15 protein-coding genes are annotated in these 17,038 nt (G+C 51.2%); 3 read left to right on the forward strand and 12 right to left on the reverse strand.

Going from position 1 to position 17,038, the window contains the following annotated elements; genetic code table 11:
* Positions 1-105: 105 nt before the first annotated feature.
* The 3 genes from NDQ72_04870 to NDQ72_04880 are packed head-to-tail and all read right to left on the reverse strand — an operon-like array spanning position 106 to position 2,818.
* Positions 106-1,713, reverse strand: a complete 1,608-nt coding sequence (locus NDQ72_04870) for a gamma-glutamyltransferase family protein (GenBank protein WKD29287.1) — start codon at positions 1,711-1,713, stop codon at positions 106-108.
* A 20-nt stretch (positions 1,714-1,733) separates the two neighbouring features.
* The gene (locus tag NDQ72_04875; protein ID WKD29288.1) at positions 1,734-2,264 is read right to left on the reverse strand and encodes a chromate transporter; all 531 of its coding nucleotides are present in this window, start codon (positions 2,262-2,264) and stop codon (positions 1,734-1,736) included.
* Entirely contained in the window at positions 2,261-2,818 is a 558-nt protein-coding gene (locus tag NDQ72_04880) for a chromate transporter (GenBank protein ID WKD29289.1), read from the reverse strand. The genes NDQ72_04875 and NDQ72_04880 overlap by 4 nt, the downstream gene beginning before the upstream one ends.
* Positions 2,819-3,008: 190 nt before the next feature.
* On the opposite strand from NDQ72_04880, the gene NDQ72_04885 reads away from it, so the two are divergent.
* Positions 3,009-3,677 (forward strand): FCD domain-containing protein, encoded by a 669-nt coding sequence (locus NDQ72_04885; GenBank protein WKD29290.1) that lies wholly within the window; start codon positions 3,009-3,011, stop codon positions 3,675-3,677.
* 97 nt (positions 3,678-3,774) lie between these two features.
* Positions 3,775-4,323, forward strand: coding sequence for a DUF1415 domain-containing protein (locus NDQ72_04890; GenBank protein WKD29291.1), 549 nt, complete (start codon positions 3,775-3,777; stop codon positions 4,321-4,323).
* 54 nt (positions 4,324-4,377) lie between these two features.
* Here NDQ72_04890 and NDQ72_04895 read toward each other — a convergent pair whose 3' ends face one another.
* From NDQ72_04895 to NDQ72_04930, 8 genes are all read right to left on the reverse strand, one after another.
* Positions 4,378-4,872 (reverse strand): GNAT family N-acetyltransferase, encoded by a 495-nt coding sequence (locus tag NDQ72_04895; protein ID WKD29292.1) that lies wholly within the window; start codon positions 4,870-4,872, stop codon positions 4,378-4,380.
* 23 nt (positions 4,873-4,895) lie between these two features.
* Positions 4,896-5,888, reverse strand: coding sequence for an LLM class flavin-dependent oxidoreductase (locus tag NDQ72_04900; GenBank protein WKD29293.1), 993 nt, complete (start codon positions 5,886-5,888; stop codon positions 4,896-4,898).
* Between the two features lie 133 nt (positions 5,889-6,021).
* Complete coding sequence (locus NDQ72_04905) at positions 6,022-6,708, reverse strand: SDR family oxidoreductase (protein ID WKD29294.1); 687 nt, start codon at positions 6,706-6,708, stop codon at positions 6,022-6,024.
* A 77-nt stretch (positions 6,709-6,785) separates the two neighbouring features.
* Positions 6,786-8,072, reverse strand: coding sequence for a nitrate- and nitrite sensing domain-containing protein (locus tag NDQ72_04910; protein ID WKD29295.1), 1,287 nt, complete (start codon positions 8,070-8,072; stop codon positions 6,786-6,788).
* A 115-nt stretch (positions 8,073-8,187) separates the two neighbouring features.
* The gene (locus tag NDQ72_04915; protein WKD29296.1) at positions 8,188-9,540 is read right to left on the reverse strand and encodes a NarK family nitrate/nitrite MFS transporter; all 1,353 of its coding nucleotides are present in this window, start codon (positions 9,538-9,540) and stop codon (positions 8,188-8,190) included.
* Between the two features lie 301 nt (positions 9,541-9,841).
* A complete protein-coding gene (locus tag NDQ72_04920; GenBank protein ID WKD29297.1) occupies positions 9,842-10,861 on the reverse strand; it encodes a patatin-like phospholipase family protein in 1,020 nt (339 codons plus the stop codon).
* A 104-nt stretch (positions 10,862-10,965) separates the two neighbouring features.
* On the reverse strand, positions 10,966-12,063 hold the full coding sequence (locus NDQ72_04925; GenBank protein ID WKD29298.1) for a CZB domain-containing protein: 1,098 nt from the start codon (positions 12,061-12,063) through the stop codon (positions 10,966-10,968).
* Between the two features lie 266 nt (positions 12,064-12,329).
* Entirely contained in the window at positions 12,330-13,055 is a 726-nt protein-coding gene (locus NDQ72_04930; GenBank protein ID WKD29299.1) for a murein L,D-transpeptidase catalytic domain family protein, read from the reverse strand.
* Positions 13,056-13,182: 127 nt separating this feature from the next.
* On the opposite strand from NDQ72_04930, the gene NDQ72_04935 reads away from it, so the two are divergent.
* Positions 13,183-14,823, forward strand: coding sequence for a L,D-transpeptidase family protein (locus NDQ72_04935; GenBank protein ID WKD29300.1), 1,641 nt, complete (start codon positions 13,183-13,185; stop codon positions 14,821-14,823).
* A gap of 139 nt (positions 14,824-14,962) precedes the next feature.
* On the opposite strand, the gene NDQ72_04940 is transcribed toward NDQ72_04935, so the two are convergent.
* The gene (locus tag NDQ72_04940; protein ID WKD29301.1) at positions 14,963-16,645 is read right to left on the reverse strand and encodes a peptidoglycan DD-metalloendopeptidase family protein; all 1,683 of its coding nucleotides are present in this window, start codon (positions 16,643-16,645) and stop codon (positions 14,963-14,965) included.
* Positions 16,646-17,038 lie beyond the last annotated feature (393 nt).

Below are 17,038 nucleotides of genomic sequence, written 5' to 3' on the forward strand. Positions count from 1 at the left end.
AGCCTACTGCTGTGCAGTGCGTAAACTGCCCAGCAGTAGGTGGAGATCAAACTATATTGCAAAGCGGATATTGAAAGGTCGTGTGAACGTTGGGTGAACAAAAATTTAAAGAGGCAGTACCGCGCCATCGGTGCGCGGCTCGGTACCGCCTTGGAGCACACCGCTGTCAGGGTCGCGTAGAATGATTTGACCCCGGCCAAAAGTAATGGAGTCGGCGACTTTAACGATGTGATGCCCGCGGCGGGCTAGGGCAAGTGCTAAGTGGTTGGGGAAGTCAGCTTCGACTTCAATTGTTGTGCCGTTGGTCCACTTCCAGCGCGGCATATCTAGTGCTGCCTGTGGGTTTAGGTGATCCTCTAGCATCGCTGTTACTACCTGCACATGACCTTGGGGCTGCATGTAGCCACCCATCACGCCGAAGGGCCCAACGGCTTGGTTATCTTTGGTGATAAAGCCGAGGATAATAGTGTGGTAAGTGCGTTTGCCGGGGGCTAACGCGTTGGGATGTTGTGGATCAAGGGAGAATGACCAACCACGGTTTTGCAGGCTGATGCCGGTGCCAGGCACGACCATTCCAGAGCCAAAGCCTTCAAAATTGCTTTGAATAAATGACACCATATTACCGTCATCATCCGCTGTTGCTAGGTAGACGGTGCCGCCCTTTAGCGGATTGCCATGGACCGGGTTAATGGCGTCTTGGCCAATAAGACCTGCGCGTTGCGAGAGATAATCACTCGATAGCATTTGCTCAACGCTGGGTTGCATTGCGGAGCATTCAGTAATGTAGCGTAAGCCATCTACGTAACCCAGTTTTGTTGCTTCGATACGGCGGTGAAGGGTTTCCACCGGATCTGTCGATTGGTCATCTAGTGACTCAAGAATCCCCAGCGCTTGAAGCACAATTAACCCACTGCCGTTTGGGGGGATTTCCCAAATATCATGGCCCCGATACCGGATACTGATGGGGTTGACCCATTCTGGCTTGAATGCTTGTAAATCTTCTTTGCGTAAGAAGCCGCCATGCTGACGTGAAAAGGCGTCCATCGCATCTGCTAGGCTTCCTTGATAAAACGCATCTGCGTGGCTGTTGGCAATTTCACGCAGCGTTTTTGCCATATCTGGAGAACGCCAAACATCACCCGCTTTGGGAGCCTGGCCATTGGAAGTAAAGTGCGTAAACCAGGGGATAAACTCTGCTGCTTGGTATTGACCATAGCGCTTTACGGCGCTTTCCCATAGCTGACTCGCTACTGGAGATACAGCAAAGCCTTCTTCGGCTAATTCTATAGCTGGCGCTAACAACTGCTCAAACGGCAGTTTACCAAAACGCTCTGAAAGCGCAGCCCAAGCGCCAGGCGCACCAGGCACGGTGACCGGGACTAACCCATGGGCAGGCATTTCCTCATGGCCCAGGGCCTTGACGGCATCACATGAAATACCCTTTGGAGCAGGGCCGCTAGCATTGAGGCCATGTAGCTCACCTTTTACCCATACTAGAGCAAAGGCATCGCTACCAATACCGTTCGAGGTCGGCTCAACAACGGTTAAAGCAGCCGCTGTCGCAATGGCAGCATCAATGGCATTGCCGCCTTTTCGTAAAATATCAACACCTACCTGCGCAGCAAGCGATTGAGATGTCGCGACCATCCCGCGTTTGCCAAAGGTAACCATGCGACGTGAAGCGGAAGGGTAATAGTGTGGATCGTAGTGCATGCCAGTCCTCGCATTTTTTGTTAGCTAATAAAAAGAGCGCCGTAAATTAATGCACCCATAACCACAAAGGCGGGGTGCATGTTGAAGCGCAATAAGGCGATAGCGGCCGCTATGCCGATAATCAGCGTATGGATAGCCCCGCTGGTGTTAAGGCTTTCGAGTAGAAAGCCCAAGGTTAACCACGCCATCATGATGGCGATGACCGGGCGTACCCACTGGCTCATACGCTTGACACGGGGAGAGTCACGATGACGGTAAAGCAGCCCCAGTGCCCCCAGCATCAGCATTAAAGAAGGAATAACCGTGGCAGAAACAGCCACCAATGCACCGCCAATGCCAGCGATGTCATAGCCAACATAGCCTGCCATTTTGGTTGCAATAGGGCTGGGGAGTGCGTTGCCCAAGGCCAGGGTTTCGGCGAACTCTTGAGAGGTCATCCAGCCATAACGGCCAACCACCTCGGCTTCAACAAGAGGAATAATCGCGGGACCGCCGCCATAGCCAATAATGTTAGGAATGAAAAACGCTAAGAAAAGCTCCCAGTAGATCATGCCGAGCCCTCGACGCGTTTTTTACCCGTTGGGCGCAGCATGGCTGTTAGCAAGATGGCACCAATTACCCAGCCAGGGTGGACACCCAGCCAATAAATTAATCCACCTGCAATGACTGCCATGAGCGCGCTTGCTAGCCAACCAAGAGCAGCTTGAGATTTGTCGAAAAAATCCCAGGTTAATTGCCCCATCATAATCATAACGACAGGAATAACTGCCTGCCCCATGCCGCGTATCCAGGCAACGTCGCGATAGCGACTAAAAATGCCGAGCATGACAATCATTGCCACAATCATAGGCACAATCACGGCAATAACCGCCGCAATGCAACCACTGATACCGCCAACCCGGTAGCCGATATAGCCGGGCATCTTAGTCGCGATAGGACCGGGCAGCGTGTTGCCGATGGCAAGTACGTCGGCAAACTCCTCATCGGTTAGCCACTTGTGCCGCGTCACAACTTCAGCATGTACTAGCGGTATCATGGCAGGCCCCCCGCCGAAGCCGAGGATGCCAACACGCAAGAAAGCCCAAAAGAGTGCCGACTGTTTCATATGCCCAGTGCCATTAGCAGCGGCATCTCAGTTAAAAGCATCCATTTCGCCTCTTAATCGTTTGTTTTGTTGAAAATCGATTTTTATGAATAAAATAGAATATAGGCTAGGCTATTGTGAGACGTCAACACCTAGCCCTAGAATCTCCGTTAACAGACGCGTTCGCGAAGATGCGCAAAAGGATCACGGAATGAACAAGCACATCCCTCCTGCTGCTGATACAGCCTCCAGCCCTATTTACGATGCGTTGCGCAGAGATTTAGTCGGTGGCCGCTTTGCGGCGGGAGAAAAATTAGCCATTAATGCGCTGAAAGAGCACTACCAGGTAGGGCTAAGCCCGCTGCGTGAAGCATTAAATAAATTGGCGGCGTACGGCTTATTAATCCAAGAAAACCAACGTGGCTTCAGGGTTCCGAAGCTGTCGAGGGAGGAGCTGGATGATATTGCGCGTTTGCGCACTGAGCTAGAAGGCATGGCGTTTGAGCGTGCCATTGCCCACGGCGATGCGGTATGGGAAGCCGATCTTTTAGCGGCGGCTCATCGCTTAAAACGTGCGGATGTATCACTCGATAAAGGGGAGGAGTGGGAGCGTCTACATACTCAGTTCCATCGCACTCTGGTGGCGCCTTGTGGATCGGTGTGGTTACTGCGATTTATAGAGCAGTTGCACGATCAGTTTGATCGCTATCGCCGCTTGGGGCCCAAAATGCCCTCTATTCGGCAAGAGTTGGACGAGCAACACCATCAATTGGTGGAACTGGCGTTAAACAGAGATGGAAAAGCGGCCCGCGCCCTAATGGATGATCATATTCATAAGTCTTATGAAGTGGCGTTGGCACGGTATCAGGCGCACACCTGAAGCATTTGCTTGTTCTTGCAGGTACACTATTTCTTACCGGTACACGAGCAGGTCCTAACCGTGGTAATAGCCACTCTAATGTAAGGTAGTAGGCGTGATGCAAGAGGCGGATAATCAGATAGCAGAGCAGACGTTAGCATGGGTACGCAGCTTTATTGTGGAACACAATATATGCCCGTTTGCTAAGCGCGAGCTTGACGGCGGTAACGTTCGGGTCGAGGTGGTGCGCTCGAAAAAAATCGACGTGGCATTGGAAGAACTAATAGCCGAAGTAGAGTGGTTGAACGAGCATCCAGAAACGGAAACCACGCTGCTGGTGTTTCCCACGCTGTTTAAAAGCTTCGATCACTACCTGGATTATGTCGAACTTGCCGAAAGCCTGCTGGTAGACCTGGGGTATGAGGGTGTTTATCAGTTAGCAACCTTCCATCCTGATTACTGTTTTGCCGATGCTGAGCCTGAAGATGCTGCGAACTACACTAACCGCTCGCCCTACGCGATGGTTCATCTGTTGCGCGAGGCCAGTGTCGAAAAAGCAATTGCTTTTTACGGTGATACGGAACAAATCCCAGAGCGCAATATAGCCCACTTAACCGAGTTAGGCAGCGCCGCCGCTGAAGAGCTTCTGCAACGCTGCCTTAAATAACCCGGTGACCTATGATGTCCTACCAATAAAGCGTGCCTTGTTATCCAGTGGTCACTACAGCGCTTTATACATCACGTAGCTATCGACTAACCCCTGGGATGCGTGCCGATAGGCGTTAGGAATCGTGCCGACAATCGCGAACCCTAGCCGTTGCCACAGGGCGACGGCTACTTGGTTTGTGGCCACCACCGCATTAAATTGCATCGCTTCAAAGCCATGTTGGCGTGCTACATGCTGCGAGTGTTCGCACATCTGGCGGGCGACACCTTTCCCTCTAGCAGCAGGCGTTACCATATAGCCGCAGTTACAAATGTGTTGGCCAGGGCCTGCAGCGTTGGCTTTCAGATAGTAAGTGCCCAGTAACTCGCCTTGATCATCTTTTACCGCAAATGACGCTTTGGGCTGCTGACACCACAATGTATAAGCTGCTGCAAAGGTAATGTCAGGATCGATAGCGTACGTTTCTTGAGCGCTAACGATGGACTGAAATGTAGGCCAGAAGGCCGTGAAGTCCTCTTGCGTCATGGGTGTAAAGCTAAGTGTTGTCATGGTTTTGGCGTTTAGTTAATGGGTTATCGAGCGACGTTGGCTACGATTTCATAGCTACGCATGCGGTCGGTATGATCATAAAAGTCGCTATTGATCATTAACTCGTCAGCGCCAGTCCGCGCCTGAAAGGCCTCTAGCTCAGCTTTGACCGTATCGGGCCCGCCTATGATGGCGGCACCTAGGAACTGGCTTACTTGGGTGCGCTCCATCGGTGACCAGTCCATCTGTTCAACCGGGGGCAGCGACTGAGTCGGTTTACCTCGAATAAGGCTAAGAAATTTCTGTTGAGAAGTCGTTGCCAAGTAATGGGCCATTGCATCATTTTCGGCAGCGATAACGGGTAGCCCTACCATGGCATGGGGTTTGTCTAAGTGCTCCGACGGTCGGAAGTTATCACGATAAAGCCGCAATGCTTCAAATAAGTAACCCGGTGCAAACTGGGCCGCAAACGCAAAGGGGAGCCCGAGTTTTGCGGCTAATTGAGCACTATAACCGCTAGAACCGAGTAACCAGATAGGTACGTGGGTGCCTTGTCCAGGGACGGCTTTCACGCGCTGCTGAGGGTCCGCATCCGCTAAGTAGCTGTGTAGTTCATTTAGCAGCTGTGGAAAGTCATCGACGCCCGCCTGTGCATTGCGGCGCATTGCCTGCATGGTGGCGCCATCTGAACCGGGCGCACGGCCCAGTCCTAAATCAATCCGGCCTGGATAAAGTGTTTCTAGGGTGCCGAACTGCTCGGCTATCACCAGGGGCGGATGGTTGGGTAGCATGATGCCACCGCTGCCCACGCGTATCGTGGAGGTTTGCCCAGCAACATGACCAATTAATACGGCCGTTGCTGCGCTGGCGATGCCGGCAATGTTGTGGTGTTCAGCCAGCCAGTAACGCGTATAGCCGAGCTGTTCTGTCCGTTGCGCTAGGGACACGCTGTTGCGAAATGTTTCTTCAGCGCTACCTCCTTGACGAATCGGTGCTAGATCGAGCACGGAAAGGGCGGTATTGGCGAGTTGGCTCATGGGGCACCTGCATTAAAAAGCGTATGGGCGGCTAAATTTACGGCGTGATTTATTAGCACGCTAGATATCCCAGTGTTATGTGGGCAGGTAAGAAGAAATGCAAGGTGCCATTATTGCCCGTTCGCAGCGTCGATTAATCAGTGGGTGGCGTTGGCCGAATTAAAATCTCGTTCACATCGACATGTGATGGTTGAGAAAGTGCATAAATCACGGCGTTGGCAATATCGCGATCTTCAAGCGCATGCTCTGGTGGCTTATCAAAGAAAGGGGTATCCACCATGCCCGGTTCAATCAAGGTAACGCGCATGCCCGTTCCGCGTAGCTCTTCACGCAAGTTGTAGCCTATACCGGTCACTGCCCATTTTGTGGCGCTATACATCGAGCCTGGAATCGTCGTTCGTCCAGCAGCTGAGCCGGTTAATAGTACATGCCCTTTGCTCCGCTTTAGCGCGGGAAGGCATGCCTGAAGCGTTAGCCCTACACCGTAAATATTGGTCAGGATCATCTCGCGCCAAGCGTCGTGATCTGCACCGCTAAAGCCGCCTGGAGAACCTCCGCGCCCAGCGTTGGCAAAGACGGCATCGATACGCCCAAATGTTTCAATCGCTTGATCGACCATTGCTTGCTGTTGCGCCATGTCGGTGACATCCAACGCACATGTCAACACGTTTTCTGGGCCAAGCTCTTGGGCCAGTGCGGTGAGTTTTTCGGTAGAGCGGGCGGCAAGTATCAGCTGATAACCTTCACGTGAGGCTGCTCGCGCGGTGGCGGCACCAATCCCACTTGAGGCGCCTGTAATCATTAGGACACGGTGCTGCATAGCGTGTGCTCCTAGCTCATTCAGAAAGGGGAGATATAAGAATGGCTAATTGCCCACAGTGTTGCAAATGAGCTGTTTCAGCTTGTGTGCGTGTTTTCGTCTTTGCGTTTGAGCATAGATGAAAGGTCGAGTATCGACTGCGCCATATCGGCCATGCTTTTACTGTGATCCATCGAGGTTTTACGTAAAAAACGGTAAGCCTCTTCTTCGGTCATTTCCTGGTGAGCCATGATAAGGCCTTTGGCACGTTCGATGAGCTTACGTTCACGCAGGGCTTTACGGGTATTTTCCAGCTCATCGCTAAGACCTTGAAGGTGGCTCGATTGGGCATGGGCAAGCTCAATCAGTGAACGTCCTAATGGAGAGGTTAAAGCGCTAGCTGTCAGCTCTCCTAATGGTTGTGTATCGCTCAAGGCAAGAAGCTGCTCACAGGGAGCAGGAGTTGGCTGGTTAAGAGGTGTTTTAGCCTGTTCTAACGTCGCATGCACCTGAGCGATTTTTTGATGACATAACGCCGTTAATTGGTGATTTAGGGTGTCCTCAACGGCTTTGATGCTATCAATGCGTAATGTGGTTAGGTCATACCATGTTTCACTAAGCGTTTTGTCTACGCGGCCTTCTTGATGAGAGTCTTGGTAGGCATGTTGATAAGCAATATTGCGAAGCTGCTGAATCCCCGCGAGTGTTCGCGGCGAGAGAGTCTGCTGCCAAACAAGCTCAGCCTCGGATGAGGCAAACTCTTCAAAGGTGTCGAAGCAGCGCTGTTGGTCGCGTACTAATTGATTCATTAATTCGCGATGGGCGTCGTCGAAATGCCCATGGGTAAAGCCAAAGGCACCACAGGCACGTTCTTGCCCAGCGAGTTCTTTGCCTTGCATAAGGTGGAAAATAGCCACTAGTGCGCGAGTGATATCCGGGTCTACCGAGGTATCTGCTGCTTCAAATACAATGGCGAGGAGCCCACTAATTAAGTGGTTAAAGGCTTGGGTTGCCGCATCAGGAGAGATCGCAAACGAATGAATGGCTTGTCGTAATGTGTTTAGATCATCCAGGGCAAGCCACACTGCCGCGATCCGCCTGAGTAAGCGTGCCGCTGCCTGTGGTCGTGCTTCTTCGGTAAGCGCTTCTAGCCGCTGGCGCATAACGGTCTCGGCTTCTTGGCTATGCTGTACAAATTCCTTCCGCCGAGTAGCAAACCGTTTACCTTTCGAGACAAGGTAAATCGTCGAGGCGCCTCGTTCACGTTGGAGCGCATGGATAAAACCGCTAATGTCGCCAACGATCTCTGAGGTAGTGGCTAAGTGGTGCAGGCTATCGATATCGCATCGAAGGGCGGTTAAGAGTAGCTGTTGGGCTGAAGACATAGTGGTTTCCTTTTACTCCCCGCCTGAGATGAAATCCCCTCTGTTGCGATAAGTGTCGCGAAAACGTGTCGTAAAAAATCGTCGCGGATAAAGCATACAGAGGGGTAAGTGAATACTAACGCAGCGAGAGTGCGCCTGCGCTCGTATCGTCGCCAACCGCATCACGATAGGCAGTTGCTTCTTCAGCTTCTGTGGTATCGCTGAAACGTACTACCAGTACACAGGAAGCAAGCACTAATACGGTAACGCCAAGGTAAAAAAGCCCTTGTTGATAACCAAGACTTTCACTACGGAACAGAAAGGCGGCGGATACAGCACCGACGTTTCCACCCGCCCCCACGATACCGGCAACAGCACCGAGTGCTTTTTTATTGATAAAGGGCACCACGCCAAATGTTGCTCCTTCGGCCATTTGAACAAACAGGCTGAAGACCAGCATGATGCCGATTGCGAGGCTTAAGACGTGCATTTGTGAGAAGGCAATGAGTGCTATTCCTTCACACACCAAGGCGATAAACAGCCAGCGGACTCGCCCTTTTAAACCGCCTTGTTTAGCGAACAGGTCTGAAAAAACGCCGCCAAGGGTACGGGCAAAAATATTCATTAGGCCAAATAAACCAGCGATTAAACCAGCGGTTGCCAGGGTCAGGTCAAACTTGTCGAAGAAGTAGATAGCGGCAATATTATTGATGGTTAGTTCGACGCCAAAGCAGAGCCCGTAAACAATAAACAGCGCCCATACGCGAATATCTTTTGCTGCGGTCAGAAAGCTTTGTACTGCGCTATTTTCACCTGTGGCTTCGGGTAGCTCGCCGCGGGCGCGCAGGTCGCTAAAGTTGCCATCGGGAGCGTCTTGGGTAAACAGCCAATAGCCAATCCCAGTAAAAAACAGTACGACACCAGGCACCACCATTGCTAAGCGCCACCCTAGCGTTTCACTAACGCCAAGCATTAGTAGACCTGAGAAGATCAGCGGCATCAGGATTTGCGTCGTACCGCCGCCCAAGTTCCCCCAGCCAGCACTGGTCGCATTGGCGGTGCCCACGACATTTGGCGCAAACATCATCGTGGTGTGATATTGGGTGATCACAAAGGATGCACCGATGGCTCCGATGGCCAGCCGAGCGAGTAAGAAGGTCTCAAAGCTATTGGCAAAACCTATGCACATAACGGGCACAGCGCCGAGCATCAACAAACCGGTATAGGTTTTACGAGGCCCAATTTTATCGCACAGCACGCCAATGAGCAGGCGGACAATAACGGTAATAGCAACGGAGGCAATAATGGTATTGCCGATCTGCGTTTGGGTGAGTGATAGATCTTCACGGACCACTGCCATCAGTGGAGCGATGCCAAACCAACCAAAAAAGCAGATATGGAACGCGAACCAAGAAAAGTGGAACGCGCGCATTTGAGGGGTAGAGAAGTTTAATAGCCGAATGCGGTTAGCTTTATTGCGAATGTCCATGGATGGCCTCACAGAGCACGATACGAGTGGGTCAAAACATGGCGCTTGGAAAGGCGCTATGTTGTTAACGAGAACATGCCTTCGCCATTGAAGGGCAGGTTCGACGCACTCGTACCCGTTGGGCCTGGTCCACGCCTACCATCATTCAGTAAGAGTGAAGCAATTAGTTCGCCATAAGATTATTTTAATTTTAAAATCAGTTTCTTATGTGTATTTTTTTGATGGATGGAGAGTTTCAGCAGGTTGGTAATGCACCAAGGTGGCGCATCTGCGGTGAAGACGTGCGACACCTGAGTGCTGGTTATTCGTGCAAATAAACAGCGTCAATATCCAGTGTTGAACGTTCACCTATCGCTTCAAAGTGAGTTTCTAGCCAGCGTTCGGCGGCCTCTCGCCCTTGCTCAAACAGGTAACATAGAAACGCCCACTCTGAGTTCATTTTGCTGGATACCGAGAGATCCTCTAGCGCCTGTTCGCCACTGATACGGTGGAAGAGAGCTTGCTGATAGCAATTTTCGATCCCCTGTTCATCCAGGGTGCGCTTAAGCAGCGCAATCATGCGTATTTCTTTAATCAGGGCTGAATTAAAGGTAATTTCATTTAGTCGATTCATTATGGCTGAGGCAGACGTAGGGACTTCTTCTCTACTGATGGGGTTAATCTGCACCAACAGAATATCGCGTGCGCTGCACTCCTCCATTAACGGGAGCAGCGCTGGGTTACCCATATAACCGCCATCCCAGTACGCTTCACCCTCTATCTCAACGGCTTGAAATACAAATGGCAGGCAAGCAGAGGCCATCACCGCATCTACACTCATCTCTTCGCGGCGAAAGACGCGCTGTTTCCCGGTGCGAACGTTAGTGGCTGTCACAAATAGCTTAAGCTGCTCACAACGTCTTACACGTTCGAAATCAATATGTTCGGCGACAATGTCACGCAATGGATTAATATTCAGAGGGTTCAGTTGGTAGGGGGATACCAAGCGGCTTAAAAGATCCATAGCCACATAACCCGGTGAGTGATCGAGAGACCAGTTTCCGGTAAGTACATCAAGTGGCGAGCGGCGAATTGGGCTTGCCATACCCGCTCGGCTAACCGCTTTCCAAAACTGGTGTAACGCTTGACGAGCCGTTTCTTTGTTACCGCGGGTGAGGGCGTCTGCCATGACCACACCATTCATTGCGCCAGCGCTTGTGCCACTGATGCCCTCTATTTCGATACGGTCATCTTCAAGTAAGCGGTCGATGACACCCCATGTATAAGCACCGTGCGCTCCACCGCCCTGTAAAGCGAGATCTAGCTTTTTGATCTGCGACATTGCCTTCCCTGCTGAGTGAGTGATTAAAAGCGCAGTAACCCACTCAGCATGGCATAAAAGGGTGTGATATGTGTACGCCTGCTAGGCAGGCGCACAGCACGTCATCAAGGTGAATCTGCTAATGGTGAAGGGCGCCCATTTGAAAGGGGAACCTCATAAACGGCATGCTCCATCAGTTTATCAAGCTGGAGCGCTAGCTGACTGCTGGCTTCTTCCATCATAGCCAGTGCCGCAAGCAGGCCATTATGATCACCTTGGCGGGCAAACTTAAGTGCTTCTAAACCGCTTTCATGAAAACGCTTATGCGGTGCCGCCAGCGCTTTGTAAGCCTCCGTATGCTTATAGCGATGACCGTCCCCCATAAAGTACCAATGCCCAAGCGTGCAGTGCTGGTGATCTTCTAAATTCTCTTCCAGATGAGCAGAGAGTAGTTGCCTATAAAGGCGGCTTTTCCATACCGCATGCTCGAGTTTGGCGGCGTGCAAATAAGCCGTGGTTGTACTGTGGTGTATGACCTTATACATATGGCGTGACTGGTCTATCAACTGCTCAATAACATGTTCTGCTGCTTGGGCGGCGCTGGTTAAGGCCTTTATTTCCTGCTGCTGATAATCACGGATCTTTGCATCTTCATTGACTTGCAATGCGGTGCGCTCGATCCACTGTGCTAGCTGATGCGCTAATTGCCGAGAGTGTTCTGATAACTCTTGCAGGTCCTGGACAATTGCTGGCATGCCTGCCGGTTGTTCATGAAAGTGAGCGACTTCCAAGGCCGCAGTAATGGCTAACGCTTGTGTATGGCCTGCGCTGTGCCCTAATTCGACACTCAACTGACGTATATCGTGGAAGGCTTGCTCAGTCACTAAAGGGGACGATAAATACGTGTCTATTTGCTGGCAGCGTTGGCGGTGTTGCTGCAACGTTTGTACGCTTTGCTCGGCTTTATGGAGTCGGCTGAAAGTGTCAGTAAGTGTCGATTGCTCGGCAGCAAGGTGCTGAGCGTGCACTTCTACGCCCTTGCTCAATGAACAAAGCATGTCCGCGCCCCTGGCCTGCAGCATGCTGAGCGACTCAACCGGCGTCATCAAGCTGATCGCGCGACAGCGGTGGCGCTTTTTTTCCGCCTCTAATTGGGCATTCAACGCTGCCAGTTCTTGCTCTAGGCGATGGATAGTTTGATACGGATGCATAAAAGCAAACATGGCCAGTACCTGCAAAATAGTAAATAGCTTTGTGATGTTTTGTCACAAAGTATTGCAGGTGGTTGCCGTGCGTGCCGGATTTACCTTGTATTAATGATGAAAACCAGTCTCTTGCGTTTTTTGGGACTATGTTTCTTAATGTATCCGGATTAGTCTCGAAGATTAGTCTCAACAGCGAATTCTAAAGACCAGTTTAAAGACCAGCCTTAAGGCTGGTCTCACAAAGTGGACAGATTCGCCGCTCGACAATTTTGATAGGAAGATTATCAGCGTTGGGCTAAGTGGGCAGCATTGTCGTTTGGGCAGCGCAGAAACTGCGACGTTGCTAACCACTCTTCATCAGGGTAGTAGGCGAAGACATACTGGTTCTCTTTCAAACTGTCGATAAGCGGATACGTGATGTCTTCGCGTACGGCAGGACAGCCGTGGCTACGTCCGAGCCTGCCGGTCTGGGTAATAAAGTCGTCGCTAACATAGTCAGCGCCATGGATCACAATCGCTCGCTCAAACGCGAGATCATTAACCTCTGGCTCTAAGCCATCCAGGCGCAATGAGTAGCCATTACGACCATAATAACTATTCATTGTGCGAAACAGCCCGATGCTGGATTGGTGGCTCTCGGGGGTATTGGAGAAGACCTCTGCCAACGCATCGCCAGAGCCTTGCCCATGAGAAACCAGCTCTTCAAATAGCAGCTTATGTCGATGCAGGTCGAAGACCCAAAGTCGTGGCTCGGTAGACGGAAGCGAATAATCAATGACGGCTAAGCGCTCAGCGGTTGGGTCCGCACAGCTAAGCGATTGAGCGGCGAGTCGCAGCGCCTCTGGCGTTGCTGATGGGGCTAGTTGGAGTAGTTGATGATGCAAGGGCGAAACGCCGGGAGGTGCTGCAGAAGCGACCTGTGAGAAAAAGCTAGCGGCTTGTAAGGGAAGGCTCAATAACAACAGTGGAAGCGACAAAATGGCGGTAGAAGCACGTAGGTAAAAAGGCATAGAGTGCAATCCTGCAATAGATATCGACGAAGGAGACATGTAAACGGCTATGATAAATAGATGTAGCGTAATAATGATGAATCGCAATGATAAATAGCGACGATGAATAGTAACGCAAGGAGGAGCGATGAACGAGACAACGTTAATTAGACGATGGGCGATAGGGGTGGCTCTATGTCTGACGCTGATCCAAGCGCCTCAGTTGGTTACCAGTGCGCAAGCTGATGCAGGCGCTCTTGAGCAGGCGTTAGCTCAGCGTTTAGATACTCAATCCAGTGCGTTACTGCCTGTTGAGGACTTTTACCAGCAGCTAAATCAACGGCCCGTCTGGCAAGATATCAGCCGTGTTGAAGCACTGGTGCAGGCGTTAAATAGTCTTGAAGATGATGGTTTAGCGCCTAGTGATTACGATGCGGGCATCCTGCTAAACGCATTTCAGACTAGCCAGCAAGCAGGGGCGTTGGCGCAAGCTGACTTTGATATTCAGGCCACGACAGCACTTTTACTCGCACTTGAGCACCTTTCGCGAGGCAAGGTGAATCCAAACGAGGTCGAGCCGAAATGGGATATCCCTAGGCCTGAGCGCCGCTACTCTTTGCTGCGCATTGCCCATGCAGTGGAAAATGACGATATTCAGGGCGCGTTTGACTATGTGAGGCCCTCATCAACGGAGTACGCTCAGCTACGTGATGCGCTACGTCAATACCGTACGCTGGCTGAAAAAGGCAATGTTCCCTATCTGGCCGGTCGAGATGAGGCGTTACGCCCAGGTGATACTAATGAGGATGTGCTGGTATTGCGACAGCGCTTGGCCTATTGGGGAGAAACCAACTTGCTGGCGGCGGATAGCAATGCCTACCCAATGATTGAGGTTCAATCGGCGGTTAGCAACCAGCGCACCTATGATGCTGAGTTAGAAGGGGCAGTTAAGCAATTTCAACGTCGTCATCAGTTGCAAGAAGATGGTGTTGTGGGTCAGCGCACGCGGCTTGCATTGAACACGCCGGTCACGTCGCGAATCGATCAACTGCGTGTCAACTTAGAGCGGGCGCGCTGGATCAAGCCCACCCAAACCAATGAACCGCGCGTGTGGGTTGACATTGCGGGGTATCGATTGCACTACACTCGGCCTAATGGTGAGCACTGGGATGCCAGGGTGGTAGTCGGCACACCGCGGCGCGAAACGCCTATTATCCATTCGGCGATTAGCCACTTAACCATCAATCCGTCATGGACAATTCCACCGACCATTATGCGCGAGGACGTCTTACCTCAGGTTAGACGAGATCCAGGCTATTTGGCCCGGCGTAATATCCAAGTGATAAGCCACTCCGGCGAGCGGTTAAACGCTGACGCTATTGACTGGCAACGGCCAGGTGCAGTGATGTTGCGCCAAGTATCAGGTGGCGGTAATCCGTTAGGCCGCGTGGTGGTACGTTTTCCTAACAGTGAAATGATCTATCTTCACGATACACCCGCCAGAGGGTTGTTTCAGCGCGATCAGCGAGCGCTCAGTTCTGGCTGTGTGCGCGTTGAAGGCGTAACGGAATTTGCGCAGTTACTGCTTCAAGATAGTGGCAGTCGCTACCAACTGTCTTCGTTGCTTAACAGTAGTGGAAGTGATCGTAATGTTAATCTCCCTCAGCGTATTCCTGTCGCGCTGCACTACTTAACGGCCTGGCCAAATGCTCAAGGGGAAGTAGAATTCCGCGATGATATTTACCGTCGTGACGCCGACCTGTTGGCTGCATTGTCACGAGCGGTATAACGTGAAGGGCGGATTGATTGCTAGGTTTTCTATAAGAATGGTTTATAAGCAAGGTTTGTAAACGTAGACTTGCTTCAAAGCAATAACGCCGCCCTGAAGGGCGGCGTTATTGTTTAATGCAAAGAGAATCAGAAAGTTACTACTCTTCTTGGCGCTCGTAGTTGGCAACGCTGATAGTACCTGTCTCACCGCTATCCAATGCTGCCATCATGGGCTCAGCCTGGCGCTGGAAAGCAATCAAAGTATCTCCGCTTAGGCTGGTATTTTCAGGCAGCTCTACGTTCATCGCGTTGACAGGCGAGTTGTTGACGATGACTTCATAGTGCAGATGAGGCCCCGTACTCCGCCCTGTATTGCCCGAAAGCGCAATGCGCTCACCCATTTCAATACGCGTACCTTCGGTGACCAGCGGACGAGAAAGGTGAAGATAACGGGTTTGATAGCCATTATCATGACGAACGACAATGTAACGCCCCGCGGCATGATGGTTACCCACTTTTTCCACGCGGCCATTGGCGGGAGCAACGACAGGTGTGCCAATAGGCATCGCAAAATCGGTTCCATTATGCGGGCTTATACGGCCAGTCACTGGGTGTTTGCGGCGCGGGTTAAAATTGGAACTTAGACGGTAATTGCCTTCAAACGGATAGCGCGAGAAAGCAGGGTCTAGGCTACTCCCTTCGGGCGTATAGAAATTGCTATCAGTAGCATTGCGAAGAAGCGTTAAATCCATGCGTTCGCCATCGTACTTAACAGCAAGCACGCGAGAGTCAAACGCTTCTCCATCAATCATGTCTGACTCAACTAGCACTTGAAAGCGATCTCCGCGACGGCTGTCGCGCCGAAAATCGAGTTTTTGCTCAAGTAGGTGAGTGAGTTCGGTAACGGCGCTGCTACTTAGCCCCGTTGCCTGGGCTGAGCGTGCAAAACTACCACTTACGCTACCCGCGTAAAGACGCTGTACCGCTTCACCCTGGCGCTCAATAACAGTTGCGGCAAAGTGTTCTTCATCGCGTTCCAGCAAGATACCGTCACGGGTGTTTTTCATCATACGCAACGACAGTAAACGACCATTTTCATCTAACTTGTAATCGAAACTGTGGCCAGTACGCCAATGAGTAAGCATACGTGGATCCGGGAGATCCTCTAGCAACGCCATTACTTCGCTGTAGCCAAGGCCTAGCTTGTTCTGTGCCAGCAATGCAAAGGTCTCACCCGATTCAACAATATGTGTTTTCCACCTAGGGACGTAGGGCTCGTCCGCAGCAAGTTCCAGCTCGAGAAACGAAATATCACCAAATAGCTCATTGCCATAATCTTCATATGAAGTGGCATCGGCAATTTCCACGGAAGCCGTGTTATCCACTTCGGCGGAAGCCGTTTTATCAGCATCGAGCATACCGCTTGAGAGGGTCCCTAATACCACGGCCATGTGAAGCGCGCCGTCATCCAGCTGGGCATTAGTGGGAGGTTGCGTCGTGACGCTAGCCATCGAGGCTTCGGCGCTAGTGATGACATCTAGATCGACAATTTCGGTAGCCGCGAGGTCGTTCAGCGGAATATTATCTCGCGTGGCATCAATAGCGCGAGAAGCGCGATCAATGGCTTCAGCAACGGGGGTGCGTTCTTGACGCAATGAAGGAACCCCTGGAGCAGAGTCGCTGGGAAGCGGTACAAGCACGCTTTCCAGTGGTGTATGAGATTGATTTAAGTCGTGGTAGGTCGTAATTAACTTTTGTGTGCCCAGCACAGTGACCATTGTAGCCACGGGTAACAGTAACAATTTATGTGTGCGGGGCAGCGAATGAAGAATTCGCAACATGGGTAAATGGGCCGCCGAGTTCGTGGTAAATGAATAACATGAAAGAAAGTAAACCCAAGAACCATACCCCATGAGGGTGAGAGTGAACAGACTGTATGCCTGTACACTAAATGTACTTCATTGAAATACGGAAGTAATAAGTAAGGAAACCTATTTGTGAACACCGTTCGCTAAAAAAAGTAACTTAACGCAAACCGTCTTAAAGCTAAGCAGGCATATTAATTAACCATAGGAGGGTGACGCTAAGCAATATTTTCCACCAAATTTAGAAGTCAAATTAATTGCGTAATGCTTTTGTATGGGTTGTGTATTGGTTTTGTCGAAAAATTAAGGCTGTTTGAAAGCCAATTACTCATCATGAGGCAGTCTCTAGTAGATTTATTAAAAATACTT

The sequence above is a fragment of the Halomonas sp. KG2 genome (assembly GCA_030440445.1).
GTDB lineage: Bacteria > Pseudomonadota > Gammaproteobacteria > Pseudomonadales > Halomonadaceae > Vreelandella.

Coding starts and splice junctions, on each gene's coding strand:
- NDQ72_04900 (WKD29293.1), bottom strand. CDS start 5,888: ATGAGCCAACTCGCCAATACCGCCCTTTCCGTGCTCGATCTAGCACCG.
- NDQ72_04910 (WKD29295.1), bottom strand. CDS start 8,072: ATGTCTTCAGCCCAACAGCTACTCTTAACCGCCCTTCGATGCGATATC.
- NDQ72_04890 (WKD29291.1), top strand. CDS start 3,775: ATGCAAGAGGCGGATAATCAGATAGCAGAGCAGACGTTAGCATGGGTA.
- NDQ72_04895 (WKD29292.1), bottom strand. CDS start 4,872: ATGACAACACTTAGCTTTACACCCATGACGCAAGAGGACTTCACGGCC.
- NDQ72_04925 (WKD29298.1), bottom strand. CDS start 12,063: ATGTTTGCTTTTATGCATCCGTATCAAACTATCCATCGCCTAGAGCAA.
- NDQ72_04875 (WKD29288.1), bottom strand. CDS start 2,264: ATGATCTACTGGGAGCTTTTCTTAGCGTTTTTCATTCCTAACATTATT.
- NDQ72_04915 (WKD29296.1), bottom strand. CDS start 9,540: ATGGACATTCGCAATAAAGCTAACCGCATTCGGCTATTAAACTTCTCT.
- NDQ72_04870 (WKD29287.1), bottom strand. CDS start 1,713: ATGCACTACGATCCACACTATTACCCTTCCGCTTCACGTCGCATGGTT.
- NDQ72_04880 (WKD29289.1), bottom strand. CDS start 2,818: ATGAAACAGTCGGCACTCTTTTGGGCTTTCTTGCGTGTTGGCATCCTC.
- NDQ72_04885 (WKD29290.1), top strand. CDS start 3,009: ATGAACAAGCACATCCCTCCTGCTGCTGATACAGCCTCCAGCCCTATT.
- NDQ72_04905 (WKD29294.1), bottom strand. CDS start 6,708: ATGCAGCACCGTGTCCTAATGATTACAGGCGCCTCAAGTGGGATTGGT.
- NDQ72_04920 (WKD29297.1), bottom strand. CDS start 10,861: ATGTCGCAGATCAAAAAGCTAGATCTCGCTTTACAGGGCGGTGGAGCG.
- NDQ72_04935 (WKD29300.1), top strand. CDS start 13,183: ATGAACGAGACAACGTTAATTAGACGATGGGCGATAGGGGTGGCTCTA.
- NDQ72_04930 (WKD29299.1), bottom strand. CDS start 13,055: ATGCCTTTTTACCTACGTGCTTCTACCGCCATTTTGTCGCTTCCACTG.
- NDQ72_04940 (WKD29301.1), bottom strand. CDS start 16,645: ATGTTGCGAATTCTTCATTCGCTGCCCCGCACACATAAATTGTTACTG.